This is a genomic window from Alteromonas sp. G4i35 (genome assembly GCF_054960375.1).
On sequence record NZ_JBHNZD010000010.1, the window covers coordinates 99,935 to 125,828 of the forward strand.

At 45.9% G+C, this 25,894-nt stretch carries 20 protein-coding genes and 1 pseudogene; 11 read left to right on the top strand and 10 right to left on the bottom strand.

The genetic code is table 11. The annotated features are described in order from the left end of the window. Positions 1-72: 72 nt before the first annotated feature. A complete protein-coding gene (locus ACFI6L_RS08120; RefSeq protein WP_232300899.1) occupies positions 73-1,620 on the top strand; it encodes a GGDEF domain-containing protein in 1,548 nt (515 codons plus the stop codon). 41 nt (positions 1,621-1,661) lie between these two features. Here the strand turns inward: ACFI6L_RS08120 and ACFI6L_RS08125 are convergent, their stop codons facing one another. Then, complete coding sequence (locus ACFI6L_RS08125) at positions 1,662-2,546, bottom strand: ArgP/LysG family DNA-binding transcriptional regulator (RefSeq protein ID WP_039226907.1); 885 nt, start codon at positions 2,544-2,546, stop codon at positions 1,662-1,664. Between the two features lie 177 nt (positions 2,547-2,723). Here ACFI6L_RS08125 and ACFI6L_RS08130 point away from each other — a divergent pair, with 177 nt between their 5' ends. After that, entirely contained in the window at positions 2,724-3,326 is a 603-nt protein-coding gene (locus ACFI6L_RS08130) for a LysE/ArgO family amino acid transporter (RefSeq protein ID WP_014975330.1), read from the top strand. A gap of 115 nt (positions 3,327-3,441) precedes the next feature. Next, positions 3,442-3,759, top strand: a pseudogene (locus tag ACFI6L_RS08135) (DMT family transporter). 74 nt (positions 3,760-3,833) lie between these two features. Here the strand turns inward: ACFI6L_RS08135 and ACFI6L_RS08140 are convergent. Further along, positions 3,834-4,550: a DUF1499 domain-containing protein gene (locus tag ACFI6L_RS08140; protein ID WP_014947824.1), complete on the bottom strand. Its 717-nt coding sequence runs from the start codon at positions 4,548-4,550 to the stop codon at positions 3,834-3,836. A gap of 196 nt (positions 4,551-4,746) precedes the next feature. Between ACFI6L_RS08140 and ACFI6L_RS08145 the strand changes: the two genes are divergently transcribed. From ACFI6L_RS08145 to ACFI6L_RS08170, 6 genes are all read left to right on the top strand, one after another. Further along, a complete protein-coding gene (locus tag ACFI6L_RS08145) occupies positions 4,747-5,418 on the top strand; it encodes a DNA-J related domain-containing protein (protein WP_462573756.1) in 672 nt (223 codons plus the stop codon). Positions 5,419-5,734: 316 nt separating this feature from the next. Further along, positions 5,735-6,880: an efflux RND transporter periplasmic adaptor subunit gene (locus tag ACFI6L_RS08150; RefSeq protein ID WP_014947826.1), complete on the top strand. Its 1,146-nt coding sequence runs from the start codon at positions 5,735-5,737 to the stop codon at positions 6,878-6,880. A 21-nt stretch (positions 6,881-6,901) separates the two neighbouring features. Beyond that, positions 6,902-10,000: an efflux RND transporter permease subunit gene (locus tag ACFI6L_RS08155; RefSeq protein ID WP_462573757.1), complete on the top strand. Its 3,099-nt coding sequence runs from the start codon at positions 6,902-6,904 to the stop codon at positions 9,998-10,000. A gap of 56 nt (positions 10,001-10,056) precedes the next feature. Beyond that, a complete protein-coding gene (locus ACFI6L_RS08160; RefSeq protein ID WP_014947828.1) occupies positions 10,057-10,554 on the top strand; it encodes an alpha/beta hydrolase in 498 nt (165 codons plus the stop codon). A 113-nt stretch (positions 10,555-10,667) separates the two neighbouring features. Next, positions 10,668-12,509: a bifunctional acetyl-CoA hydrolase/transferase family protein/GNAT family N-acetyltransferase gene (locus tag ACFI6L_RS08165; protein WP_014947829.1), complete on the top strand. Its 1,842-nt coding sequence runs from the start codon at positions 10,668-10,670 to the stop codon at positions 12,507-12,509. Continuing rightward, complete coding sequence (locus tag ACFI6L_RS08170) at positions 12,506-13,486, top strand: histone deacetylase family protein (RefSeq protein WP_321825002.1); 981 nt, start codon at positions 12,506-12,508, stop codon at positions 13,484-13,486. Before ACFI6L_RS08165 ends, ACFI6L_RS08170 begins: the two co-directional genes overlap by 4 nt. Positions 13,487-13,581: 95 nt before the next feature. On the opposite strand, the gene ACFI6L_RS08175 is transcribed toward ACFI6L_RS08170, so the two are convergent. The 3 genes from ACFI6L_RS08175 to ACFI6L_RS08185 all read right to left on the bottom strand — a co-directional run bounded on the left by ACFI6L_RS08175 (position 13,582) and on the right by ACFI6L_RS08185 (position 16,481). Next, entirely contained in the window at positions 13,582-14,322 is a 741-nt protein-coding gene (locus tag ACFI6L_RS08175; protein ID WP_039226901.1) for a MauE/DoxX family redox-associated membrane protein, read from the bottom strand. Between the two features lie 122 nt (positions 14,323-14,444). Then, positions 14,445-14,963, bottom strand: coding sequence for a DUF6436 domain-containing protein (locus tag ACFI6L_RS08180; protein WP_101563250.1), 519 nt, complete (start codon positions 14,961-14,963; stop codon positions 14,445-14,447). Positions 14,964-14,999: 36 nt separating this feature from the next. Then, a complete protein-coding gene (locus tag ACFI6L_RS08185; RefSeq protein WP_462573758.1) occupies positions 15,000-16,481 on the bottom strand; it encodes a methyl-accepting chemotaxis protein in 1,482 nt (493 codons plus the stop codon). A gap of 173 nt (positions 16,482-16,654) precedes the next feature. Here ACFI6L_RS08185 and ACFI6L_RS08190 point away from each other — a divergent pair, with 173 nt between their 5' ends. Next, positions 16,655-17,527, top strand: coding sequence for an ATP-grasp domain-containing protein (locus ACFI6L_RS08190; RefSeq protein WP_061439009.1), 873 nt, complete (start codon positions 16,655-16,657; stop codon positions 17,525-17,527). Between the two features lie 81 nt (positions 17,528-17,608). On the opposite strand, the gene ACFI6L_RS08195 is transcribed toward ACFI6L_RS08190, so the two are convergent. The 4 genes from ACFI6L_RS08195 to ACFI6L_RS08210 all read right to left on the bottom strand — a co-directional run bounded on the left by ACFI6L_RS08195 (position 17,609) and on the right by ACFI6L_RS08210 (position 23,186). After that, complete coding sequence (locus tag ACFI6L_RS08195; protein WP_462573759.1) at positions 17,609-19,051, bottom strand: DUF3300 domain-containing protein; 1,443 nt, start codon at positions 19,049-19,051, stop codon at positions 17,609-17,611. Between the two features lie 135 nt (positions 19,052-19,186). Further along, positions 19,187-19,801, bottom strand: a complete 615-nt coding sequence (gene ribA, locus ACFI6L_RS08200) for a GTP cyclohydrolase II (RefSeq protein WP_014947836.1) — start codon at positions 19,799-19,801, stop codon at positions 19,187-19,189. 132 nt (positions 19,802-19,933) lie between these two features. Then, a complete protein-coding gene (locus ACFI6L_RS08205) occupies positions 19,934-22,780 on the bottom strand; it encodes an EAL domain-containing protein (protein ID WP_462573760.1) in 2,847 nt (948 codons plus the stop codon). A gap of 88 nt (positions 22,781-22,868) precedes the next feature. Then, on the bottom strand, positions 22,869-23,186 hold the full coding sequence (locus tag ACFI6L_RS08210) for a hypothetical protein (RefSeq protein ID WP_014975341.1): 318 nt from the start codon (positions 23,184-23,186) through the stop codon (positions 22,869-22,871). A gap of 105 nt (positions 23,187-23,291) precedes the next feature. Here ACFI6L_RS08210 and ACFI6L_RS08215 point away from each other — a divergent pair, with 105 nt between their 5' ends. Beyond that, positions 23,292-23,960, top strand: coding sequence for a glutathione S-transferase (locus tag ACFI6L_RS08215; RefSeq protein ID WP_462573761.1), 669 nt, complete (start codon positions 23,292-23,294; stop codon positions 23,958-23,960). Between the two features lie 83 nt (positions 23,961-24,043). Here the strand turns inward: ACFI6L_RS08215 and recQ are convergent, their stop codons facing one another. Beyond that, positions 24,044-25,885 carry a DNA helicase RecQ gene (recQ, locus tag ACFI6L_RS08220; RefSeq protein WP_462573762.1) on the bottom strand — a complete coding sequence of 614 codons (1,842 nt, stop codon included), beginning with the start codon at positions 25,883-25,885 and terminating at the stop codon, positions 24,044-24,046. Positions 25,886-25,894: the final 9 nt, after the last annotated feature.

The window sequence follows — 25,894 nt, forward strand, 5'->3', positions numbered from 1 at the left end:
GCCGTACAGGGATATTTTTGCTACACGGATTTAGCTGCGGTACCAGTAGGAAGCAAATCTATGGCATGTGGAGTGTCGCGTAATTTTGTTCGCTTGTTGTTTGGGTTGATTTTGCTGACGTTCGGCACGTTTGCCAATGCAGCGTGCGTCATTAATGCTGAAAATGGTACTTCTGATACTGATACCGATAGTGCTCTGTCTATCGTACTTAAAGAAGGTGCACAGCGACTTTCGTTAAGCTGCGATGTCAACGCGACTCACGTTCTCTATTTCCCAAGAAACTACCTTTCTTATAATCAGCTGTATGACAGCGAGATGCAAAAAGTCCCCAAGTTAACCGGCGCATTTGAGTCCTATGCAATAGATAATACCCATAAGCGTCTATTTTTAGATATTAACTCTCAGGTACAGCGACCTGTCAGGCTAAATATCGCTACGTTAAATGATTTTCAGACGTTGGCGTCAATACATACCTTCACATTAAGCTTGTTCATCGGCTTTTGCTTAGCGTTAACCTTGTACGTAGGAATGCTGGGAACGAGTATGCGCAACTACGGCTTTTACTCCTACAGTTTCTATGTGCTCAGTGCGGCAATTTTCTTTTTGCTTCAAGAAGGGTTACTGAACATTGCGTTTCCCCATGTCGCCTTTTTCTCGAACTTTAAACTGCATCTGTTATTCGCAGGGATCACGGTATTTGCTGCGGTAAAGTTTCTTGATCAACTACTCGATTTCAAAGCACTGCTAAAAGTATGGCAGCGCCAGTTTATTCTGGGAATGGCGTGTTCGGCACTGGCACTTTCATTTGTGCAGATCATTCTGTCCACTTCTGATGCGATGAGAGTAAATAGTACGCTAAGTCTTATCACGCTGATAACAATGACCTGTACGCTATCAAGCTGTGTTTACGCCGCCTACCGCAAAGTACATTGCTCAAACTTAGTATTAATGGGTATTGCTGTCATGGTGTTTTCCATGATGTTTCGATTGGTTTTTTCAGACGTGTCAGCGTTTATGTACCGCTACGGACTTATTGTGGGAATAACTATTGAAGCGTTTATTTTTGCTATTGCCACGTCGAGAAAAGTAAAAAAGCTCGATGACGACAGGCTTAGTGCATTCAAACGTGCGTCTACAGATTCCTTGTGTAAAGTGCTAAACCGCAGTGGATGGGAAGGGATAGCACAAAGCCTGCTTACTAACTTCAACAAGGAAGGAGGATATTTGACATTGCTATTTATCGACGTTGATAACTTCAAGGAGATTAATGATCATTACGGGCACCATTGTGGCGATAAGGTGCTGCAGGTTATTGCTAAAATTCTGCTGAGCCGATGCCGAGACCAAGATGCAGTAGGGCGCCTTGGCGGCGATGAATTTGTGGTGCTAAGCCACTGTTACAGTGAAGGACAATCTGAGCGCTTGGCTGCGCGCATAGAAGCCAGTCTGCTGGAAAGGGATATTAGAACCGATAACGTTGTTATTTCTGTTACGGCAAGCGTAGGCACATATATCACAAATGAACGCTGCAAAGATCTCACCACTCTGTTAAATAAAGCAGATAAACTGATGTACAGCGTTAAGGAGAAGCATAAGACGGCTCAATTGGCGTCTTCTTAATTAACCTTCCAGCAACGTATCACACACGCAGTGTATTAGGGTCATTTAAGCTGCGCTTTCGCTATATTCTTTACGGCTTTGGTCAAGTCGGCAAGCGCTGCCGATTCAAGGGTTGTCCAATGCCAAAATAACGGTACACCAAGCTCTTTTTGAGGAAATAACGGAACGAGATCGCCTTCGTTAACCTCTTGTTCAACTTGAAGCGTGGGTAGCAAAGCCCACACCACGCCATCTAGCGCCATTTTGACAAAGCCATGAGACGATGGATACCAATGACAAGTTGTAAAAGAGGGGGCTATGTTTAAACACTCTCGTTGATAATCAGTCAGCAAAGTCACATCGTATTCGTCGTACAGCAAACCCGGTGTACTCATCACGCTCTGGGGGGATATTTCTTTATGCAGGTATCGCTCAATGAAGCGAGGCGATGCATAAAGTTGATAGCGCATGGTTCCCAGTCTTATAGATTGCCCACCGGTAACGGGTGTACCTGTTTGGCTAATGCAAGCCATTACACGGCCTTGCTGTAATATGTCTCGGGTTTGAGTTTGATCCGCATTAACAATATGAATCGGGTTGGCACGCTTATCACTAAACGCGGCCATTACTTGCGAGAACCAGGTAGCCAGCACATCGTTATTCACGGCAACGCTTATAGGTGCAGCCGACGCTTCTAATCCACTTTGTATATTCAGCGCTTCTTCTAATACGCTTACTTTTTGAATATGCGCCAGCAGCTCTTTTCCCAGTGGCGTAGCGCGAAGCGGCTTGGTGCGAACCATCACTGGGCCGCCGACACTCTGCTCTAGCCGTTTTATTTTTTGCGATACCGCCGACTGGGTGAGGTTTAGGGCCTGTGCACCTTTTTCAAATCCGCCGTAGCGTAACACTTCATGAAAGCATCGAAGTGCGTCGTAATCCAACATTAATGACTACCTGTGAAAAGAAGGTTATAAGTATTAATTTTGCTTATTCAAAACAAATATCATTAATTTAATTTAGTCTTTCAAGGTGTATAAAATCAAGCCAATTATTCAGCATGTAACCTTAAACCGCGTTACAGCTACGGCGTTTGAACTTATTTACACTAAGAGGCATTTATCATGTTGGCGGCAGCAACAAGTGGTTTCGTGATGGGCGGTACCCTAATTATTGCAGTAGGCGCACAAAACAGTTTTTTGATTGAGCAATCGATGAAGCGACAGTGGACAACCTTATTTGTCCTGCTGTTTATCCTAAGCGATGCTATCTCAATAAGCTTAGGAGCGATGGGCTTTGGCTTGCTATTGCAGGAATACCCAATGCTGGTGTCTATCACCAAGTGGGCTGGTGTTGCGTTCTTACTGTGGATTGCTTTTAACAAAATAAAATCATCTTTGGCCAACGACGCGCTTGTTTTAGAAATGGCGAAAAAGCAACTGTCGTTCAAAAAAGCACTGCTCATTGCGTTGGCAGTAACTTGGTTAAACCCCCACTTTTACCTAGACACTTTATTATTGATGGGAAACTTAGCGAGTCAGTGGCAAGAAAATAAATGGTGGTTTGTGGGTGGAGCTATTGGTGCATCGGTGGTTTGGTTCGTAGGTTTGAGTACCTTAACCGCACGTTTTGCACACCATATGCAGCGCCCTAATTTCTGGCGTTGGTTTAACCGTCTTAATGCTGCGGTATTAGGTATGGTAAGTATTCAGTTGGCGAGTTTGTAAGGCAAAAGCGCTAAATAGCAAAATATTACGACGCGTCGAGTACGCTTTATGATTTAAGACGGTACGCTACGCATCTGTGATAGTTGACGATGAGCGCGAAGAGAGGGATAGACTGGTGAGCTGGATTTATTTGATTGTGGCGGGCCTTCTGGAAATTGGTTGGCCTGTTGGACTAAAAATGTCACAAGAGGCGGAAACCCGCGTAATGGGTATTTTACTTGCGGTTGGGTTTATGGCTGCCAGTGGTTTTTGTTTATGGATGGCGCAAAAACAAATTCCAATTGGAACGGCGTAAGCTGTGTGGACAGGAATTGGCGCCGCGGGCACATTTTTAGTGGGTGTTATGTTTTATGGCGACCCCTCGTCATTGGCACGATATTTCGGCGTAGCGCTTATTGTTGCAGGAGTCGTTGTCTTAAAGTTGGCCCACTAAAGTTAGGTCCAATTACAAAAAAGCCCGTTAGCTTAGTGCGAACGGGCTTTGTTTTTTAAGCGGGTGGTCAGATTTTAGTGATATCCAAGTTGGTTTCTAAGCTCTGCCATAAAGGTTTCGATACGTTCAGCATTCTTGCCTAAATCACTTTTCCCTACTCGTGATTTGCTGCGGATATCAACCAGTGTGTCATCGCTTTTAGCGGTTAGACGAATAACTACGTCGTCTTTAAAACCAAACCACGCTGTGGTGTCGGTGGCTTCCAAGGTGTTCGGCAATGCGCCGTCGTTAACGCGTTCCCATCCAAGCGCCTCTATGGCTTTTTCTGCAGCGATGTAGACCTCATTTGCAGGTTGTGGCAGCAGTTGAGTTTTAATTTCAGGGTAAGCTTCTAGTTGCTGCTTAGTGACTTCACCGCCTTCGTAAGCGATGGAGTTAGGCGCACCTTCGCGTAGCGGAGCAATTGCAACGAACTCCGGCGGATTAGTGACATCGGTAGTAATGTCATGGATCGGAGGAACTGCGCTGGCTTTGCTCATCATGCTCACCGGCATTCCTACAGCAACCAGGGCAAGAATGGCACAGATAAAGGTGCTTCCCCAGCTAACGTTTTTACGGTTAATCAAAACCTGCAAAATAATGAGTATCAACGCTGCGCCGCCCACATACACGCCAAATCGCAGTGAAGTAAATGCGGTGCCTAAACTCACACCGGCATACTGATAAAGGGGGCCGGGTAATACCACCATAAGAAAACCGACAATACTGGTAAGGGCAATGAGTGCTTTCAAGTGAACTCCAAAGTTATTATTTTATTTTTACTAAGCTACTTTAACAGTGAACGTTGCGTTTTGGATTACTTTCTAGCAATAAAATCGGTACTAGGCCAATATTTAACATGTTTGTACACTAGGGCTGTTGGTCTTTAACGTACATCAAAGACCAGCAGGCCCTGGATGAACCCTATTTAAAGCAAGGTAATTAGTTTTGCAAAATCAGCCTGATGCCAGCGAAGCTTACGTGCTTCAAGCCGAACTACTTGTTGATACGTTATCGACACAAAAGCCGCTTTTTCAACGTGGTGTGAGCGAGTATGAGCTCATTGAGATTTTGAAAAAAGCGCCATATCACTTTTTTGATGACGCTTCGTTACGAGAGCCTTTAATGCTCTTTAAAACCCATTTCATTGTGTTTCACGCCCTTTATCAACTTAAACGTCGTTGGATAGAGCAGGGCGAAGGCGTGCTAGACATTCATACTCTTAATATTAAGCTAAACCAAGAAAGTGCCCACAGCGACAATGATAAAGAAAGCCAAGATAAGGTTGGAGCAATAACCGAAGCTGATGCCTTAGCTGAATACTACTTAGACTGGGGCAATTTTGAGAAGGCCGACAGAAAAAGTGTAGATGCACTGCTCAATGCGTTTTGGCATCGCATGGCCTCAGGAAACGCGCACACCTTTGAGCAGGAAGATATTTCTGATGCCCACGCGCTTCTGGGCCTGCCCCAAGATGAACATGTTTCTTTGTCGGTACTAAAACGAGTATATAAAAAAGCCCTGCAGTTGGTTCACCCTGATAAGGGAGGAACGCAACAGGAAGCCCAAGACGTCATTCACGCCTACCAGTTATTGCTGGGTTATTATTCGTTAAAATAGAACGTTAAGTGCGCTGTGATTTCGCTTTATTCGTATAACGTATACACGCTCAGGTATTTGACCGACAACTTCAGTAATTTCAACTTCATTGACTTTTATTATCATCTATAAATGCGCACAATATGACCTATAAGAGCGTAGATCCGTATCAATGATCGCTTAACTATGCCACTTCAAAACCAATTATCGCAGTTTCAGGCTTTGAAATGCGCTAGATAATTCGGTGCACCGGAAGCAATAAGCTTTAATTTTAAAATTGGATATGCAGAGCAAAGGCCGTGTTCTGTACAAAAAGTTATTGGGAAATAGAAAATTTATGAGTCGCATTTTTTATGTTACTGCAGCATTAATAACCCTTGTCGGCGTTATTGGGTGTTCGAATGAAGGCGAGCAAGCACAGCAAGGTGCTCAGCAAGGTATGCCTGCACCCTCAGTATCGGTAGTTACACTGAAACAAGAACCTGTAGTACATGAAATGGTGTTACCGGGCCGAGTAAGCCCGTCTCGTCAATCTCAGGTGCGTCCTCAGGTAGATGGTGTTATTACGGAGCGCTTGTTTGAAGAAGGCGCACATGTAGAAAAAGGACAGCAGCTTTATCAAATTGACGAAGCACGTTATCTAGCACAGTTAAATAGCGCAAAAGCCGATTTGAAAAGTGTTCAAGCGAACCTTAAAACGTTGGAAGCAAAGGCGCGACGCTATGACGACCTTGTTGCGCAAAACGCGGTAAGCAAACAAGAATATGACGACGTAATTGCTCAGAAAGATCAAGCGCAAGCGGCAATCAGCGTAGCTGAGGCTGCTGTTGACGTAGCGAAGGTTAACATGGGTTACACCAAAGTGTACGCCCCAATCAGCGGGCGTATTAGCCGTTCTTTTGTTACTGAAGGTACCCTTGTTACTACGAACCAATCTCAGCAACTTGCAACCATTACACAGCTTGACCCAGTTTTCATTGATATGCAGGAGTCAGGTGCGTCAATTATTACGCTTCGTCAGTCAATGAGAAACCAAGGTTCGATGGATGTTGAATTAACGGTAGATGAAGTAACAGGCAAGCGTTACGACCAAACAGGCAGCGTTAAATTTTCTGAGGTAACGGTTGATGAGACCACTGGGTCGGTAACACTTCGTGCTGAAATGCCAAATCCAGATGGTGTATTGCTGCCTGGCTTGTTTGTGAAAGGCCACGTCATTACTGGACGCGAAAATGCGCTGCTTGTTCCTCAACGCGCAACGACACGCCAACCAGACGGTTCGCTTTCAGTTTATGTTGTTAACCAAAACAACGAAGTTGAAGGCCGTACTTTGGAAATAGGCAAAATCTATCGAGACCAATATGTTGCCCTAAGCGGTGTGAGCGAAGGCGAAAAGGTAATTGTAACTGGATATCAGAAGGTGAAGCCTGGCGCGAAAGTTAATCCGTCAGAGTGGCAACCATCATCACGTGGCTCACGATAGCAAACAAGGGATTTAAGTAATATGGCTCGTTTCTTTATAGACAGGCCCGTGTTTGCATGGGTGCTGGCAATTATCACAATGATGGCGGGTGTGTTGGCAATTACCTCACTCCCCATTGAACAATATCCCAAGGTGGCACCGCCCTCGGTGACTATCTCAGCAACGTATCCTGGAGCATCTGCAGAAACCGTAGAGAACTCGGTTACTCAGGTAATAGAACAAAGTCTGACGGGAATTGATAACCTACGTTATTTCTCGGCAAGCAGTTCGAACAGCAGCATGTCTATTACGCTCACTTTTGAGCCTGGTGCTGACCCTGATATTGCGCAAGTACAAACTCAGAATAAGGTACAGGGTGCACTGCCGCTGTTGCCTACTCAGGTACAGCAACAAGGGGTAACCGTAACTAAAGCAAATAGCGCATTTGCATTGGCAGTTGGCTTCTATTCTGAAGACGACTCAATGACGCAATATGACCTGAGCGACCTGTTAGTTTCTCAATTTCGCGACCCGATTTCCCGTGTTAATGGGGTGGGAAATGTACGGGTATTCGGTGCGCAGCGTTCAATGCGTATATGGTTAGATCCAGATAAACTGTACAGCTACAATCTTACACCTACTGACGTTCAAGGCGCCGTTCAGGTACAAAATACAGATGTGTCTGCTGGTCAATTAGGTGGCATGCCTGCAATAGAAAATCAGCAAATTAACGCGACTATTCAAGCGCAAAGTCGCCTTCAAACCGTTGAAGATTTCGAAAACATCGTACTTCGCGTAAATACCGATGGTTCTCAGGTTCGCGTGCGTGACGTTGCGCGTGTTGAACTGGGTGCGCAAAGCTACGACGTTATTGTTCGATACGATCGCAAGCCTGCATCAGGTATGGCGATAAGCCTTGCCTCTGGCGCAAACGCACTAGATACCATTAAGGCAGTAAAAGCCCGAGTTGAAGAACTGCGCTCGAATTTGCCAGATACAGTTAAAGTGGTTTACCCGGTTGATAGTTCTCCTTTTATCGAGCTGTCTATCGAGTCGGTAGTACATACGCTTATTGAAGCGGTAGTACTGGTATTCTTGGTGATGCTACTGTTCCTTCAAAATTGGCGTGCAACGTTGATCCCTACCATTGCGGTACCTGTGGTATTGCTCGGCACCTTTGCTGTGCTACTGGCATTTGGCTTTAGTATTAACGTGCTAACCATGTTTGCTATGGTACTTGCTATCGGTCTGCTCGTAGATGATGCCATCGTGGTGGTGGAAAACGTTGAACGTATTATGGAAGAGGAAGGTCTCTCACCTGCCGAAGCCACTAAAAAGTCGATGACTCAAATCACAGGTGCACTTGTTGGTATTGCGGCCGTGCTTTCAACGGTATTTATTCCAATGGCGTTCTTCAGCGGCTCAGCAGGCGCTATTTATCGTCAGTTCTCGGTTACTATCGTGTCGGCTATGGCATTTTCGGTATTGGTCGCCATTGTCCTTTCACCGTCTTTGTGCGCCACGTTATTGAAAAAGCATCCGGAAAACCATGACAAGAACAAAGGCTTCTTTGGCTGGTTTAACCGCACGTTTAACAAAGGCCGCGATCGCTATCAAAAGACTACAACTCATATGGCGCAACGCTTTAAGCGCTATTTCGTTGTTTATGGTTTGCTGGTAGGTGGTATGGCATTTATTTTCAGCCAGCTTCCTGGTGCGTTTCTTCCAGATGAAGACCAAGGGCGTATGATGGTGTTGGTAAGCACACCGCCTGGTGCAACGGCTGGCCGTACGCTCGAGTCTATCAAGCAAGTGGAAGACTACATTCTTGAACAAGAACAAGACGCGGTTAACGGCATGTTCGCGGTTGTGGGCTTTAGCTTTGCGGGTCAGGCGCAAAACGCAGGTATGGCTTTCTTAAACTTCAACGACTGGAGCGTAAGAGACGAAAATAATTCTGCGTTTGCAGTGATGAACCGAGCTTTTGGCGCGTTTAGCCAAATTCAAGATGCCTCAGCCTTTCCTATAGTGCCTCCGCCTATCATGGAACTAGGTAATGCAACGGGCTTTGATATGCAGCTTGTCGACCGTGGTGGAAATGGTCACGAAGCGCTGATGAATGCGCGTAATCAGCTGTTGGGCATGGCAGCGCAGAATCCAAAGCTGGCTGGCGTTCGCCCCAATGGTTTAAGTGACGTACCTCAATTTAAAATCAATATTGATAGCGAGAAAGCGTCGGCACTTGGATTGAATTTAAGTGAGATCAATAACGCGCTTCAAATAGCGTGGGGGTCCAGCTATGTAAATGACTTTATTGATAAAGGTCGAATAAAGCGTGTTTACATGCAGGCAGATTTGCCTCATCGCATGACCCCTGAAGACTTGGACAAGTGGTTTGTTCGTAACAGCGAAGGTGAGATGGTGGCTTTTAACACGTTCTCGACCACTGAATGGATTTATGGCTCACCTAAGTTAGAGCGTTTTAACGGCGTGTCGTCTGTTAATATTCAAGGAAGTGCTGCAGAAGGTATCTCTTCGGGTGAAGCAATGGCTGAAATGCAGAAATTGGTTGAGCAGTTACCGCCAGGCTTCGCAATTGAATGGTCAGGCCTATCTTATGAAGAGCAGGAAGCAGGCTCGCAAGCGCCTATGCTTTACGCACTTTCAATCTTGATTGTTTTCTTGTGCTTAGCGGCTCTGTACGAAAGCTGGTCTGTACCATTTGCCGTTATGTTAGTGGTGCCTTTGGGTATTCTCGGCTCGGTAACCGCTGCGTTTATTTTCAACTTGCCGAACGATGTGTACCTGCAAGTAGCATTTTTGACTACCGTAGGTTTGGCGGCGAAAAACGCTATTCTTATTGTCGAATTTGCAAAAGAACAGTACGAAAACGGCGAAGATTTAATGACTGCGGTTTCAAATGCAGCCTCTCAGCGTTTCCGCCCAATTTTAATGACGTCAATGGCGTTTATTTTGGGGGTAACGCCGTTAGCACTAGCTAGCGGAGCAGGCGCAGCCAGCCAAAATGCAATAGGTATTGCGGTTATGGGTGGTATGTTCGCCGCTACCTTCTTGGCGATTTTCTTCGTGCCCATGTTCTATGTGCTGGTAGAAAAACTCTTTCACAGGGAAGACAAGTAACAAGCAAGTGCGCTAGAGTGGGAAAAACTTTTCATTTTTGAATAGGGATATCGGTAATGACCACCGTTGTTTTTTCTCACGGCAAAGAAAGCGGTCCATGGGGCAGTAAAATAACAACGCTTTCAAATGTAGCGAGCGATATGGGTTTTGGCGTCGAGAGTATTGATTATCAAGATCTCGACTGCCCGGAAGCTCGCCTAGCGCGACTTAAAGAGTTTATTGCTGAAAAGTGCAATGATGTTGTTCTGGTTGGCTCAAGCATGGGCGGCTATGTGTCACTTGCCGCAGCAAGCCAAATCTCGGCACGAGGCGTATTCCTTATGGCTCCTGCACTGTATTTGCCAAACTACGAAATTCAACGGTTCCCCTACGACGGCTACGTGAGCCTAGTGCACGGCTGGAATGACGATATCGTACCTATCGAAAATAGCTTAAAGTACGCGCGTCATCAAAAAGCTCAGCTCTTATTACTTAATGACGGCCATCGCCTCGCGAACAGCAAATCTGTTATTTCTCCGTTTTTCAGAAATTGGTTGGAAAAATTTCGATACTAACGATGAATCGGTAAGCCTACGACCAATCGCTTATAGTTCACGCTTACGCAAATGGGGGAAAGCGCCTGTTTTTATGGCATGATGAGTTATTGCTTAAAACAGGGCAGATGGAAATGACATTTAGTTTACCTCAAGCGCCACAATGGTCGTCGCTGATAAAGTCTGGTTGCCGTGTCTTTGTTGGCGGAAATGCCTCGGTGCCGCATGCACTAGTGCAGCATCTTATTGATAACAGCGAAGGGTTTAGCGATATCGAGTTGGTTCATATGCTGGCCTTAGGCGACACCCGATGGGTGAAAGAAGAGTATAAAAACCTCTTTAAAGCGAATACATTCTTCATTGGTGGCGAAGCCATGCGTAAGGCGGTCGATGAGGGCCGCGCCGACTATACCCCCGTTTTCCTGTCTGAAATATCAAGCTTATTTAGCGACGGTACGCTAGCACTGGATGCTGCGCTGGTTAACGTAAGCCCACCCGATGAATTCGGCTATTGCTCACTAGGTCCTGCAGTGGATATTGCTATGTCAGCAATCAGACAAAGCAAAAAGGTCATTGCTCAAATTAATCCTCAGGTGCCAAGAACCGCCGGGCACTCTTATATTCATATCAGCGAAATAACGGCCTGCATTGAAGCCGAAGAGCCGCTTGTTGAAGTAACGCCGCCGCCTATCGATTCGGTGGCAGAGCGAATTGGTCAGTATGTTTCAATGCTGGTGGATGATGGCGCAACGCTGCAATTTGGTATTGGGAAAATACCGAGTGCTACCCTTAAATATCTGTGTAACCATAAAGACTTAGGCATTCACAGCGAAATGCTCACCGACAGTATTATTGAACTGTTGGAGTCGGGTGCTATCACCAACAAGAAGAAGACTTTCCACCCCGGTAAAATTGTTACTAGCTTTGCTATTGGTACTCGCCAGCTTTACGATTTAATCGACAGCAACCCTCACATTGAGTTTTACCCAAGTAGCTATGTAAACAAACCCACCAATATTGCCAAGAACGATAATATGGTTGCCATTAACAGTGCGCTTGAAGTGGATTTAACCGGTCAGGTCGTCGCCGATTCATTGGGCTACGACTTTTACAGTGGCATAGGCGGGCAAGTTGATTTCGTAACGGGTGCGTCTATCAGCAAAGGTGGGAAAGCGATTATAGCGCTGCCTTCTACTGCCAAAAATGAAACCATTTCCCGTATCACACCCCGTATAAGTGAAGGGGCGGGTGTTGTTACCTCGCGGGGGAATGTTCAGTACGTGGTGACCGAATACGGCATAGCATCGCTTAAAGGCAAAAGCATTCGAGAGCGTGCATTGGAACTTATTCGTGTGGCACACCCCAAATTCCGTGCAGCGCTCTTAGAAGAAGTAAGACAGCATTATTGGGTACCTCATTATCAGGAAAAGTACCCAACCGATATTCCAGAGCTGGGTGCTATTCAGCTTAAAAAACTGAATATTCAGGGGGAAACCTATTACATGCGCCCGCTGAACCCCGCCGATGAAAGGCGTTTGCAGGAATTCTTTTACTCCCATACGAAAGAAACACTAAGGCTGCGTTACAACTACGACCCGAAGCAAATGTCGCGCGAAAAGTCGTGTAATTTGGTGTCGGTGGATCAAAGCTCAGATGCGGCGTTATGTATTGTAAGGCAAGAAGGCTCCCGTATTACTATTCACGCAGTAGGGCGGTTTTACTTCAATCCAAATGACAATACCTGTGAAGCAGCGTTTGTTACCCGTGAAACCCAGCAAGGGAAGGGGATGGCAAGCAGGCTGCTAAACGAATTAATTAACGTTGCGAAAAAACGAGGCATTGCAAAGATGATGGCCTACGTGCGTGGCGATAACAGCCCGATGATTGCCATTTTCGAGCAAGCGCAATTTAAACGGAAGTTCACTGGCGACCCCAGTGACATAGAGTTAGTACTAGATGTGGCATCACTCGCATGACAATTAAAATTTTTCGCGGCAAACACGGCACTAAACACGACTTAGGGAAAGATCATCCTGAGTCACCGGATCGCCTGTTCGCCATAGACGACCAATTACTGTCTTCTGGACTCGATATGGTGTGTGAGCACGCTGATGCCACGCCTATTGCTGAAGCTTATCTTAAGTTAGCCCACGATCCTTACTATGTGAAAAGTGTGTTTGAGCATGCGGCTCAGTCCATATTTAGCGACCACGAAAAAACGCTCTATTCCGAAAGTAAGGATAACGTGGCATGGTTAGACGAAGATACTGGCTTGATGCGACACAGCTTAAATGCAGCACTTGAGTCGGCTGGTGCGGGATGTAACGCGGTGGATTGGGTTATGGAAGGCAGTGACAGGCAGGCGTTCTGCGCGACAAGGCCGCCAGGTCACCATGCTACATACGACAGCGCCATGGGCTTCTGTATTTTTAATAACATTGTTATAGCTGCGCGCTATGCCCTTCAAAACTATGAACTAAAGCGCGTTGCCATAATCGATTTTGATGTTCACCACGGAAACGGTACCGAGCAAATTGTTGCTGGCGATCAACGCATCATGCTTTGCAGCAGTTTCCAGCATCCTTTTTATCCACATAGTGGCTCACCGGTGTCGGCAAGTAATATTCTTTCTGTACCGCTAGAAGCAGGCTCTACAGGTGAGGAGTTTAGAGAAAAAGTGCAGCACTGGTTTAACGCATTGCGCAACTTTCAACCTGAGCTGATTTTTATCTCAGCGGGTTTTGATGCCCACGCAGAAGATCCAATGGCGCATTTGCGACTGGTGGAAGACGATTATTTCTGGATAAGCCAACAACTTCGCGCAGTGGCTGACGAGTGTTGCCATGGTCGCATAGTCAGCATGTTAGAAGGCGGCTACGATTTAAGTGCACTAGGCCGCAGCGTGGTGTCGCACCTTAAAGGTATGAGCCGCCCCATTGACGAAACTCAATAGGGCCTCGTAGCAAGTGAATTATCATGTTGCTAATTCAACGGGTAAACACGGTTATAGATACCTGCTCAACACCGGTGCATAAGCCTTCATTCAACTTAGGCTATCCATCGTGTAAGCATGTAAAGGCCAGCACCTAACATGGCAAGGTTTTCGGTAAGCGAGATAAACCCAAGAGGAAGGTCTGAATTACCGCCCACACAGGCACACTTAAGTTCACGTTTATCGATATATACCGCTTTAATAACTGAAACTGCACCTATTGCACCGATAAAAATAGAAACAGGTGAAACTAATAGTGCGGGAAGCCCCGCTAGCATACCAAGCCCAGCAAACGCTTCTGCGAAAGGGTACACATACGCGTACCTTACGTGCTTCATTGCCAGTAAGTCATAGGTAATGAATTGGTTTGAGAACGCTACGATGTCCTGTAGTTTTTGTAATGCGAGGATCACCATGGTGACGCCAATGAAATTCATTATGAAAGGTTCAATACCTGTCGGGAGTCCACCTTTCAGCATGAGCGCAAATACCACAAGGGCGGCTAAAGAAAAAATCACAATGATAGGTGTGTAGCGCGAACCGAACTCACTTTCTTGCTTCAAATTGAAATAATCTCGTAAGTCATCATAGCCACCAATTCGCTTATCATCGATAAACGTTTGCGGCGTGGTTTTCACATTATGCTTCTCTTTAAAAGCGTCGGTTTCACTTCGGTTGGACAAGTGATGGTCTTCAACATCGTAGCCCTTTCTTTCTAGCAAATCTTTCGACTTAAGTCCGAAGGGACAAATGTGTTCAGGGGTAACCATGCGATAAAGAACGGCGCGCTTTGACATTGTGGACTCCTTGTAAACCTTTCACGAAACGGCACCTAGTGCGCAAAATATGCGCGCCTTCTGCCATATTCATAGTGATATCACGATATACAAAGATAAGTTACATAATCCATGCCAAGGGTTTAACAGAAGCATCCAGTTGCATCAGTGTTAATTACCGCACCGTTGTAGGGGAGTTGTGTGGTATAGCTTACAACCTGTTCGACAAGGTTCTTTCCGGTAAAGCATCCGTAGCCCGTTGCGTATGGACCTAAATAGCGAAGCTGATTTTGCATGTCTAAAACTATAAGCGCGGGCACTGTATCAAGCATAGCGGCGAGTTCTGGTACGTCTTCTATATTCACTCTGACTTGATGAAAGTCATTTCCTAGCTTTGTTAATAGCTGAGTTTGGTGAGGTGTAGTTAACGTTTCACAGTAGCAACGAGACTGCGTTCCCACATGAATAACAGAACCAGGGGCTATGTTTTGTTCGTTTAGTAGTTCGACAAGTGAAGCGTCAAAATTAGGCGCTGTTGTGCGGTGAAGTAGATCACCATTTGGGTCGAAGGAAGAAAGCTGGCGCTGACCGTAAACCAACAAGGCGGTGAGTAAACTCACCGCCCATAACAACAAAAGTATCCAGCTTGTTTTTTTATGCATAACCCAAATGCCAACAGCGTGCTTCTAGCGCTTTGGTTAAAGCTTAAATCGCTCGATAGCACTGCGCATGCGTTGAGAGATTTGTGACAACACCTCAACTTCGCCTGCTAGCGATTCAGCGGTAGCCAGTTCCTCAGAAGTGAATTCGCTTAATCGCGCCGTACTTTGCGCTATAGAAGACGATGCGGTTTCTTGCTCCACCGCTGATGTCGCTATTTCGGTCATGCTTTCGCTCGCTTCGCGAATTTGCTGCATGATCTGGGTCATGGCTGAAGTGGCGTTATCGCTCGATACAACGGCTTCATCAACCAGCTGAATGCAGGTTTGCATTTGTTCGACTGAACTGGCGGTTTGGGCAACTAGCTGCTCAGTAATACTTGTGATTTGGTCTGCACTTTCTTTTGAGCGAATAGCCAAAGTGCGTACTTCATCGGCAACAACGGCAAAACCTCTGCCGTGCTCCCCTGCGCGGGCTGACTCGATTGCTGCGTTCAACGCAAGCAAGTTGGTTTGCTCGGCAACGGCGGTGATAGAGCGCATTGCGTCAGAAATATGCGCGCACTGCTCGTTAAGCGCCGAGTTTGTCTGCGCTGCCGCATTTAATGTGTTGCGCAGCGAATCTATGGTGCGGCTTGTGTTGGAAATAGAGTCGCGCGTAGTCTGCGAAGAACTTTGTGCCGCAGAGGCTTTGTCGCTGGCAAGGGTTGTTTGTTCGGTAGACAGCTGCATCGTTTGTGCGATTTCTTCTGACGATGCCGATACCATGGCAATCTCTTGGTCAGTGTTTCTGCTGATTTCAAACATGTTGTTTGCCGCCAGCTCCATCTTGTCACAGCCTCTAACAACTTCGTCTGTTAAATTTGAAGCAAGCTCAATTAATGCTTTTACTTGGTCGATGAGCTCTGCGAAAGGTCTCACAATCTTGTGGCCTCGGTTAAGTTCAATAGATAAATCGAGTCTACCGTCACCCTTTTGCATGGTCTCAATAGCTAAGCGCAGTTCAGCCGCACCGGCACCTTCTTGATGGCTTTGTTTAGCCATGTACATCAAAACACCGCCCTCAGAAAGCGCGAATACGGCGTGCATCAGCAAGATAGGAAAGGTTACGTGACCTTCTTCAAAAACAAATAACGGCGCGCCGCCCGCTTGTAAAAAGAAGAACGAAATATGATGGACAGCAACGACTGCGGTGCCGGTTGCCACCACTTTCCAGTCTCTAAAGTAGGAAAGAAATGCCAGAAGAACAAAGATTTCAAAGTGGACTTCAATTAACCCGAATGACTGGTGGATGTGGAGGGCTGTTAGCAGTTGAACACCGATAGCCGTCGCATGGCGACTTATCGCTGAATAGGGATTTTGCAAACTAAGTACAAGTGGTACGACAGCAATTGGAATACCAAGAACAAATGCAGGAAGAATCTCGCCAGTATAAAAACCGATGCCAATCGCAATTAGCAGTTGGATAACAATTACAAAGCGAAAAATCTTGTGACCTTCTAGGAGCCAAGGATACTGCATGCCAATCTCCGACAAGTATTTGGGATTAAGTGTAGGTTAAAAATAAGGGGTGTGCTAACTTCGCCACAGTTTACGTAAGTCACGGTTTTTACGCCATTTAACTTTTGTATAGAAGTTACTGTTATTAAAAAAGTTTAATCTTCGAATGCCTAAATAAGCTAAAGGACACAATCATGCCTGCCATCGCCTTTCTTTCTACTGACCACCTTGAAGACTTCTTTGTGTACGACGAGCTTTTGATCCCGTTTTTCAATGATAACGGTTGGTCTGTAGAAACCATATCTTGGCATAGTCAGTCAGAGAACTGGGATAGGTTTGACTACGTGATTGTGCGCAGTACATGGGATTATCAGCAGCATCCAGAGGCCTTTCTGGCTTGTTTAACTCAAATTGATGCGTCGAGCGCAACCTTGCTCAATCCATTGCCTCTTATGCAGTGGAATATTGAAAAGCACTACTTAAAAGACCTACAGGGCAAGGGCGTGCCTATTGTAAGTACACGGTGGAGTAATACATTTAATAACAGTGTTATTGATGAGGCCTTTTCCCATTTCAATTGCGACACTGTGGTGGTTAAACCTACGCTTAGCGCTAATGCTGATGATACGTTTAAGCTCTCGGTCTCAAATTGGCATGAACAGCAACAGGCGCTTTCTGATACGTTTAATCAACGTGATTTCATGATTCAACCTTTCTTAAATAGCGTGGTTGAAGAAGGGGAGTACTCGCTTTTCTATTTTGGAGGGAAGTACAGCCATGCCATTAAAAAGGTGCCGCAGAAAGGCGATTTTCGCGTACAAGAAGAGCACGGGGGGAGCTTACATCCCGTTGCCGTAGATGAAGAACAACTTGATATTGCCCAGAAAGCATTATCAGCAATGCCTTGCGAAGCACTTTATGCACGGGTTGATTTAGTCAGGCAGGGCAGTGGCTGGGCGATAATGGAACTTGAACTTATTGAGCCCTCTCTTTACTTCAATTTAGATGAACAGTCTCCCCTGCGCTTTGTCGACGCATTGATAAGCTTTCATTTGAATAGGGCCTAAGCGTTGAATAAATGAAAAGTGAAGCCAGCAAATTATAGGTTTGCTGGCTTGCTGATAGGAAACTAACGCTCTAATTTAGTGCTAACGCAGCGTCTTCTCAGTTCGTCCCTGCTTTATCGTCCTGTTTCTGCTTGATTCAGAATTCTTAACTTGAGCACGGCTTACTGAAGAAGTCCTCGCCCGCTCAATTCGTCTTGGCTTACTGCTCTCTCGAGCCACCGGCTTGTTTTGCGGACTCGTTCTTTCAATTCGCTCTCGATTTATGTTTTGTTTAGCTGGGCGTTTTAGCGTGTTTTCTCTATTAGCATATCGCTTCGACTCTGACGGCGTTGATATCCGAGCGGGTTTGTCCTGCTTTAACTGGCTTAGCGTCCGGTCTCTAGTCGGCTTCTCGCTTCTGCTCGCCGCTTGATTGCGTTTTAGCGCGTGCTCAATGGATTGTTTGCGGCTTACCGAGTCTTGTTTGTTCTGAAAACGACTTTCTCTAAGTGGCGTTACCTGTTTTGGCTCAATAGTGCGTCTTACCGTCTTGGTATTTTCGGTACGCGCTATGGGTCTTACGGTATTTCTGTCATTTTGGCGTTTCGATGTGTTTACCGTGCTAGCGTGTTTATTCGACAAGTGCTTTGCCCGCGACACACCCGCATGTTCATATCGCGAAGGCGCATTGTGAACTACTCGAGTAGAGTAACGCGCACGACGATGCACCGTGTTGTGTTCCCAGCGACGATAGTCTCGGCTTATCACGCGTTTTCTTGGGCTACCGTGATAATACCGGCGTACAGGCTCGCGGTGAATAACCACATGACGGTTATGCCAATGCACGCTACCAAAGAAAAAGAACGTAGAAAGATGGATGCTTGGAGACCAATAGACATTGCTATGATGATGATAGCTTACGTGATGACGCCAGCGAACTGGTGAAGTTGTGTGCCACCAGTGACCGTACACAACATGTGGGTCGTAATAAGGCACATACACCACTTCCCGCTGACGGGGCTCAATGTAAATTATTTCGCGAGTAGGCTCACGTTCCCGTTCAACTTCAATGTAGTCATTGGTCACCAGATTGCCAGTGTTGAGGGCGTGTTGTCGAAGCACCTGCACGCGGTCTAGCACACGGCTTTGATCAATTAATACGTTATCACCAAGTTGCTGTAACCACTGAAGATCATTCGCCATGGTGCTGAGTAAGTCGGTGAACGGAGCAAGTGCTTTTACGCTGGGATCCCAGTTAACACTCGCCAGCACATTTTCGACCTGTTCCGGGGTTAAATGCTTGTTGCTTTGGCGCCAGCGGTCGGCTGCAACTACATCAAGCGGGTAGGTAGCCGCAATCAGTATGTGAGTAAGCAGGGTATCAGGATAAAGCGCAATGGGCGCAAGTACACTGTCTAATTCAGCGTCAGAATATTGCTGCGTTGACGCAGAAACATGTGCAAGGTTGGCGTTCGACTGGGCGATGACAGGTAGCGCTGAAACACTAGACAGTGCGACAATCACAGATAAGGTTATGTTTTTCATACATTCTCCTTAGCGCATGAGCAACGGCTTTTCGCGCGCCAAATGGTAAGTCTGTATACGTTATAATCAGTCTATGATTAACCCAAGCTGAATAGAAAACGCCCACATCGGTGTGGGCGTTTTTAAATAACTCGTCTATTTGAAAACGTGGGGGTCGAAAGCGTGCCCAAGCTTTTCTGTTTTCGTCTTTAAGTAATGCTTGTTGTCTTTGGTGATACCGTGGTCAATAGGCTTACGTGCAACCACGTCTATACCAAGCGCTTTTAGTGCTGCCAACTTTTTCGGGTTGTTTGTCATAAGCTCAACATGCTTCACATTCAGCGTATCTAGCATCAGCTTGCAGATATCGTAACTTCTTAAATCGGCGTCAAATCCAAGATGTTCGTTAGCTTCTACCGTGTCCATGCCACTATCTTGAAGGTTGTAGGCGCGAATTTTATTTAAAAGACCAATACCGCGACCTTCTTGGCGAAGGTATAACAGCACACCGTGACCATTATCGACGATATTTTGCATGGCTTTTTCTAATTGAAAGCCACAGTCACAGCGAGTGCTAAATAAAGAATCGCCTGTTAAGCATTCTGAATGGATACGAATTGGCACTACGTCGTCTTCTTTCCACTCTCCATAAGAAAGGGCAACGTGTTCTTGGCCGCTGGCTTCAACAAAGCCGTGTATTTTAAAATCACCCATGCGAGTGGGTAATTTTGCGGTACTGACATATTCGTATTTAGGCTGTTTGCTACTCATGTTACTTCTACACTTTGGACAGTAGGCAATAAGTGGGGATGACTTCTTTTTTTGCAAGTCTACCATTTTATTATACGCGAGTTGACGCTAGTGCTATCACTTTTTTCGTAAGACGTATATTAAGTGCAGTTATTAAAGTGGGGTAAACTCTCGCAGCGGGGCAGGCTTTGCAACGCTATAGCCTTGGGCAAAATCAACGCCCATTTTGCCAAGTTGTGCCATGGTGCCTTCATTTTCAACGAATTCCCCGACGGTTTGCATACCCATGGCTTTCGCTACATCATTGATTGACGCAACCATAGCCGTGTCTACACTGTCGTTCAGCATATCCTTGATAAACATACCGTCAATCTTTACCTGATTAACCGGCAAGCTTTTGAGATAACTGTACGAAGAGAAGCCGCTGCCGAAGTCGTCTAGGGCAAACGAACACCCAAGGCGATTAAAGGTACGCATAAAGGCAAGGGTGTCCTCCATTTTTATAATCGCTACCGACTCGATCACCTCGAAACAGATCTTGTTGTAAGGAATATTAAAGGTTTCGAAAGCGTTTAAAATGAATAACGTAAAATCTCTGTCTGCTAATGAATGGCAGTTGAGGTTTATACTGCATCGCCTTAACTCAGCGAGATGTTCAGGGTTTTCAGACAGCCATGTGAACGTATTTGTGACTACCCATTTGTCGACATTTACATTCATTTCAAAGCGCTCGGCCGTGGGTAAAAAATTAGCGGGCTCAACAATTTTTCCGTCTTTTTCCCTTAGGCGCAATAGCACTTCATAATAGTGACCATCGCTGGCTTTGCTCAAAGGTCTTAAAGACTGGTAATAAAGTTCAAAGCGCCCTTCTTCCAAGGCGTTGTTTATAGAAGAGACCCAGTCCAACTCACGCTGATAGCGCTGCATGCTCTCGTCATCTTTATTATATTTATGCACCTGATTTCTGCCATGCTCTTTGGCAAAATAACAGGCGGCGTCAGCCATACTTAAATACTGCCCTGAGCTAACGTTACTATCGTCGCACACAACCATGCCGATACTTACGCCTAGGTTGAATATTCGGTTATCCCACATGAACCGATAGGCCTGTACTGCATTGAGTATTTTCACTGCATTGAGATATACCGCATCAGCATCTAAATCTGAATAGATAACGCCAAACTCATCACCCCCGAGTCTTGCTAGCTGCGCGTTGGGTAGCAGCGTATTTTCAATCAGGCGGGCGACGTCTTTTATGAGTACATCTCCCGCTTTGTGACCGCAGGTGTCGTTAACCACTTTAAATCGGTCTAAATCTAAAAAGAGTAGGCACACAGGTAACGCGCTGTGGTTATTCACTTTTTCCTTGAAGACAGATTCAAATTGCCGTCTGTTGTATACGCCGGTTAGTGAGTCGTGAGTGGCCAAATACTGAAGGCTTAAATCGGATTGCTTTTTTTCCGTGATATCAATAATTGAGCCGTACAGGTAAGTTCCTTCATCGTTCTCGCGGATCTGGCAAGACAATGAAAACCAGAACTCAGTGCCGTCCCGACGTTTTCCCCGTATCTCTTTTCTGGTGACATGGCCTTGCTGTGATATCTCACCTAACAATACATGTCTGTCTTCTGGTGATGCGTAAAAGGCTTTTGTGCTTGCTCCCTCGCTAAGCATTTCTTCCTCATTCTCATACCCAAACACCGTGCACATCGCAGGGTTAACTGAAATTAGCTTACCGTCCCAGGTTGATGTGTAGTGTCCTTCAGCGGAGTTTCGGAACAAGTCATAAAAGTGATTTAAGCTAGAAATTGTTTCAGCTTGAGAGGAGAGTTTATGTTGATTGAGTACCTGCTCTTTTGTGATGACCGCAAATCCAAAACACAGGAAACCCAAGGTTAAGAAAAACAGCATTCCCATCGCGACATCGACAGTATAAATAAGGTCGCTGAAAAGGTTTTGGGTCACCAAAGCGTAAAACGCAAAGAAAGATAGCCAGGCCAGAATATAAGTGGTGCTGACAACACTACTGCCTTTGTCTTTAAAGATAAGAGCAAGGGTAACGTGATACAAACCCATCGCCGCAGTGAGTATAAGCAGCGTGATTGTGACCATATAAGCATTTACGGTAAAACAGTAAATGGTAGCAGCAATAGGTAGGGCATAATTTAGCAGTCTTAAAACAAAAGGCACACTAGAGAACAGGTGATGAGTCACTTTTCCAATACACAGTAGTAATACGCCGAAGCATACGGCGTAAAAATGCTCGCTGGCGTTAGTCAGGCTAGGCCAAAACGCGAGGCCACCCTCTGTAATGAACAATAATGCAATAAGCACCAATGACGACATGGTTAGCCAGAAGCGGGTAGGGATACGCTGATATAAGTAGGAAAAAAGAAAATAGGAAGCAATGAGTGCCATCACACCCGACACAGCACCAAGCAAAGTCAGCATATTAGTGTCATGTTGAGTAAGCAGGTCTCGCTCCCATAGTGACATTGGAAAGTACTTTAGCCCCTCGTCTTTCACTGCGATTAGTAACCGAGCGTCTTGGTATGGTTGAAGGGTGAAAGCAAGCCTAATATTTGGAAGCGGTTGTCTTAACGAATAGTCACCTTTACCGGCTTGATAACGGTACGATTTTATAATTCGCTGGCTGCTGTCTAGAAGATAAATCTGCAAATCATCAACGTTTAGTCGGTCGATATTAAGCATTAAGGGAATGGCACTATAGCCAGAGTGAACAAGCTCTGTTGAATACCACACACGTTCTGTTGAAGAAGCCGTTGCTGTTGGTGTTTTTGTGGAGCTTCCCGTCAATACATCAAAATAGGTTGCGCTATTAGGTGCAATTGATACCCGAGCATAATGGTTGATGATTTCCCTTTCGAAAGACTCATCGATAACAAGCCGCGGGCTGGCAAAGGCGTTTATGCTTAGAACCACCCAACTAATGAGCAAAGCTGCAACGTACTTTGTTAGCTGGGAGATTGGCACTAGCATGATCCTTGAAGCGCTAATTATGTGTTTTCTATAGAATAATACTAGTCTGTCCTAAAAGCCAAACAGAAAGAAAAAGGCACGGTAATACTTACGTGTTTTGAAGATACTGGTAGATCGCATTCGGTGATTGTTGAGTGCCTACCGGTTCCAGCCAAATCGCCTCGCAAAGCCACTCAATGCAAAGTATGCATTGAAAATTTGTATTGCTGGATTGGGTGGTAACAAGCGCCTGAAAGCGATCGGCTCCCCAATCTGCGTCGGATAGTGAAAAGTGAAAAATTTCACAAAACTGCTCTGCCCACTGCTGAGTTTTAAGAGGCGTTAAAGGTAATGCAACGCGGATTTCTACGCTTTGTTCGTTAACCACGGCGTGCTGTTGAATATCTTCTTTGGTGAGATTTTGCATAGAACTTATCAATTCGCTGGTTATTGTAAACCTGCTTGCTTTATAAAGTGTATATAGTACAACACAAAAACAATAGCGTTAATTTAAGCGTATTAAGGACGGGGTATGCTAACACTTCACCATTTAAATAACTCTCGCTCGCAGCGAATTTTGTGGCTTCTTGAAGAGCTGGGCGTAGAGTACAAAATAGAATTCTATCAACGAGACAGTAAAACAAACCTAGCGCCGGATTCATTGCGCGCTGTTCATCCGCTGGGACGCTCTCCGGTGCTTACTACGCCGCACGGTTCTATTGCCGAGTCTGGTGCTATTGTGGAATACCTTGTTCGCCACCACGCTACAGACGCATTTTCTGTACCTCAAGACCCAGAGGCACTTCAACAGTATTGGTTTTGGCTGCATTTCGCTGAAGGTTCGCTAATGCCGCCACTAGTGGCAAACTTAGTGCTGGAGAAAGCACGTCAAAAAGGTTCGAAGCCTTTCTTTATTAAGCCAATTACTAACAAACTGATAGACGGTATTTTAAATGCCTATTATGGCCCTAATTTAGCGCAGAGCTTACGCTATGTGGAATCTTACTTATCGAAAAATACTTGGTTTGCGGGTGACGCACCCAGTGGCGCTGATGTTCAAATGATATTTCCGTTAGAGTCGTTGGTAGCCAGCGGGCGTGCGAAAGATTTTACTGCTATTCAGGGTTACGTTAAGCGGGTTCATGCCAGAGAAGCCTACAAAGCGGCGCTTGAGAAAGGGGGAGAATACGCTTACGCCTAGTGTGTTTATCTCTACTGCGTGCACTTTTACTTTGTGCAAACTGCGGCCAGCTGGAAAACAGAGTCTAGTTGGCCTGCAAGCCCTCAGTGCTCTCGATTTATGTAATCATCAATAAGCTGGATAAAAGCCTCACCATAGCGCTCGAGTTTGGTTTGGCCTACGCCGCTTACATCAAGCAAGGTGTTGCGCGTAGTGGGGAGTTTATATGCCATATCCACTAAGGTGGCGTCACTAAATACCACATACGGCGGCACTTCATTTTCTTCGGCCAACACTTTGCGTAAGTGCTTAAGACGGGTGAACAACGTTCGGTCGTAGTTAGCAGGCGCTTGTTTTGCTTTTTTCTTGTCGGGCTTAAATTCAAGTCGCGGAACGGCAAGCTGAACCACTACTTCACCTTTTAGCACAGGCCGAGCGGCCTCGGTTAAGCGCAATGCGGCATGAGCGGTAATATCAACGCGTATAAGGCCTTTATGAACAAGCTGGTTGATAATGTTGTGCCAGTAGCTATCCGATTTATCTTTGCCTATGCCGTACGTGGAAAGCTGGTGGTGACCTGCTTCCTGAAGGCGCCTAAGCTGCTTGCCTCGCAAGACATCAATGACATACTGGCTAGAGGCTTGCTGTGAGAGCCGAAGTACACACGACAGTACTTTTTGTGCAATCACCAAACCGTCGATCATCTTAGGTGGGTCTAGGCAAATGTCGCAGTTGCCACAGGCGCTGTCGCTGAACTGCGAAAAGTAATTCAGGAGTACTTGTCGACGACAGGTTTGCGCTTCTGAAAAAGCTTCCATAGCTGCAAATTTTTGTAACTCTATTTGGTTACGCTCGGCTATTTCCCCTTGCTCTATCCACTGTTTTACGCGGGCTGCGTCTTTTTCATCAAACAACAATAAAGCTTCTGACTCCAAGCCGTCTCGCCCCGCTCGGCCGGTCTCTTGATAATAGCTTTCAACACTGCGTGGAACGTCGTGGTGAACCACATAACGCACGTTCGATTTGTTGATACCCATGCCAAAGGCAACGGTAGCCACCACAATATCAATTTTATCGTTAAGAAACTGGCGTTGTACCAGCTCTCGCTCGTCGTTATCCATACCCGCGTGATAGGCCGCGCAGCGAAAACCTTGTCTGAATAATTTAGCGTGCAGATCGTCGACTTTCGCGCGGCTGTTGCAGTAAATAATGCCGCTACCTTCTTGCTGTTTTACGTAAGCAACAACTTGATCAAAGGCTTTGTATTTGCTCATTACGCGGTAGCGAATATTGGGTCTGTCGAAGCTGCCTTTATAAACCAGCGGGTCGTTAAGGTTTAGCTGCGTCAGTATGTCTGCTTGGGTGGCCGAATCTGCAGTCGCTGTGAGTCCAATAACAGGAATAGAGGGGAAGCGGGATTTTATTTGCCCCAGAGCGCGATAATCCTGCCTGAAATCGTGCCCCCAATGGGAAACGCAGTGCGCTTCATCAATGGCAAATAAGGCAATGTCGGCGTGCGCAAGCGACTGCTGAAAATAGTACTGCATTAAACGCTCAGGCGACACGTAGAGCAAGTCGAGCTTTCCTGCTTGAAGTGCGTCATTTATGCGTGCTTGTTCGTCTGTTTCTAGCGTTGAATTGAGATAGGCAGCTTTTACGCCCAGCGCTTTAAGCTGTTCTACTTGGTCCTGCATAAGCGATATAAGTGGTGACACAACAATAGCGGTGCCTTGGCGCACTAACGCAGGAATTTGATAGCACAGCGACTTGCCACCACCTGTTGGAAGCAAAACAAGTGCGTCTTTACCTTCACATACTTGGTGAATGACTTCGCCTTGACCGTCGCGAAAAGCATCGTAACCAAATACATCTTTTAAGACGGTTTCTGGTGCTTTTACACGTTGCGTTTCTGGCGCTAATTCTGATGGAGCTATTGCAGTTGTCATGGCGCTGGA

Coding starts and splice junctions, on each gene's coding strand:
- ACFI6L_RS08125 (WP_039226907.1), bottom strand. CDS start 2,546: ATGTTGGATTACGACGCACTTCGATGCTTTCATGAAGTGTTACGCTAC.
- ACFI6L_RS08130 (WP_014975330.1), top strand. CDS start 2,724: ATGTTGGCGGCAGCAACAAGTGGTTTCGTGATGGGCGGTACCCTAATT.
- ACFI6L_RS08150 (WP_014947826.1), top strand. CDS start 5,735: ATGAGTCGCATTTTTTATGTTACTGCAGCATTAATAACCCTTGTCGGC.
- ACFI6L_RS08155 (WP_462573757.1), top strand. CDS start 6,902: ATGGCTCGTTTCTTTATAGACAGGCCCGTGTTTGCATGGGTGCTGGCA.
- ACFI6L_RS08160 (WP_014947828.1), top strand. CDS start 10,057: ATGACCACCGTTGTTTTTTCTCACGGCAAAGAAAGCGGTCCATGGGGC.
- ACFI6L_RS08165 (WP_014947829.1), top strand. CDS start 10,668: ATGACATTTAGTTTACCTCAAGCGCCACAATGGTCGTCGCTGATAAAG.
- ACFI6L_RS08170 (WP_321825002.1), top strand. CDS start 12,506: ATGACAATTAAAATTTTTCGCGGCAAACACGGCACTAAACACGACTTA.
- ACFI6L_RS08175 (WP_039226901.1), bottom strand. CDS start 14,322: ATGTCAAAGCGCGCCGTTCTTTATCGCATGGTTACCCCTGAACACATT.
- ACFI6L_RS08180 (WP_101563250.1), bottom strand. CDS start 14,963: ATGCATAAAAAAACAAGCTGGATACTTTTGTTGTTATGGGCGGTGAGT.
- ACFI6L_RS08185 (WP_462573758.1), bottom strand. CDS start 16,481: ATGCAGTATCCTTGGCTCCTAGAAGGTCACAAGATTTTTCGCTTTGTA.
- ACFI6L_RS08190 (WP_061439009.1), top strand. CDS start 16,655: ATGCCTGCCATCGCCTTTCTTTCTACTGACCACCTTGAAGACTTCTTT.
- ACFI6L_RS08195 (WP_462573759.1), bottom strand. CDS start 19,051: ATGAAAAACATAACCTTATCTGTGATTGTCGCACTGTCTAGTGTTTCA.
- ribA (WP_014947836.1), bottom strand. CDS start 19,801: ATGAGTAGCAAACAGCCTAAATACGAATATGTCAGTACCGCAAAATTA.
- ACFI6L_RS08205 (WP_462573760.1), bottom strand. CDS start 22,780: ATGCTAGTGCCAATCTCCCAGCTAACAAAGTACGTTGCAGCTTTGCTC.
- ACFI6L_RS08210 (WP_014975341.1), bottom strand. CDS start 23,186: ATGCAAAATCTCACCAAAGAAGATATTCAACAGCACGCCGTGGTTAAC.
- ACFI6L_RS08215 (WP_462573761.1), top strand. CDS start 23,292: ATGCTAACACTTCACCATTTAAATAACTCTCGCTCGCAGCGAATTTTG.
- recQ (WP_462573762.1), bottom strand. CDS start 25,885: ATGACAACTGCAATAGCTCCATCAGAATTAGCGCCAGAAACGCAACGT.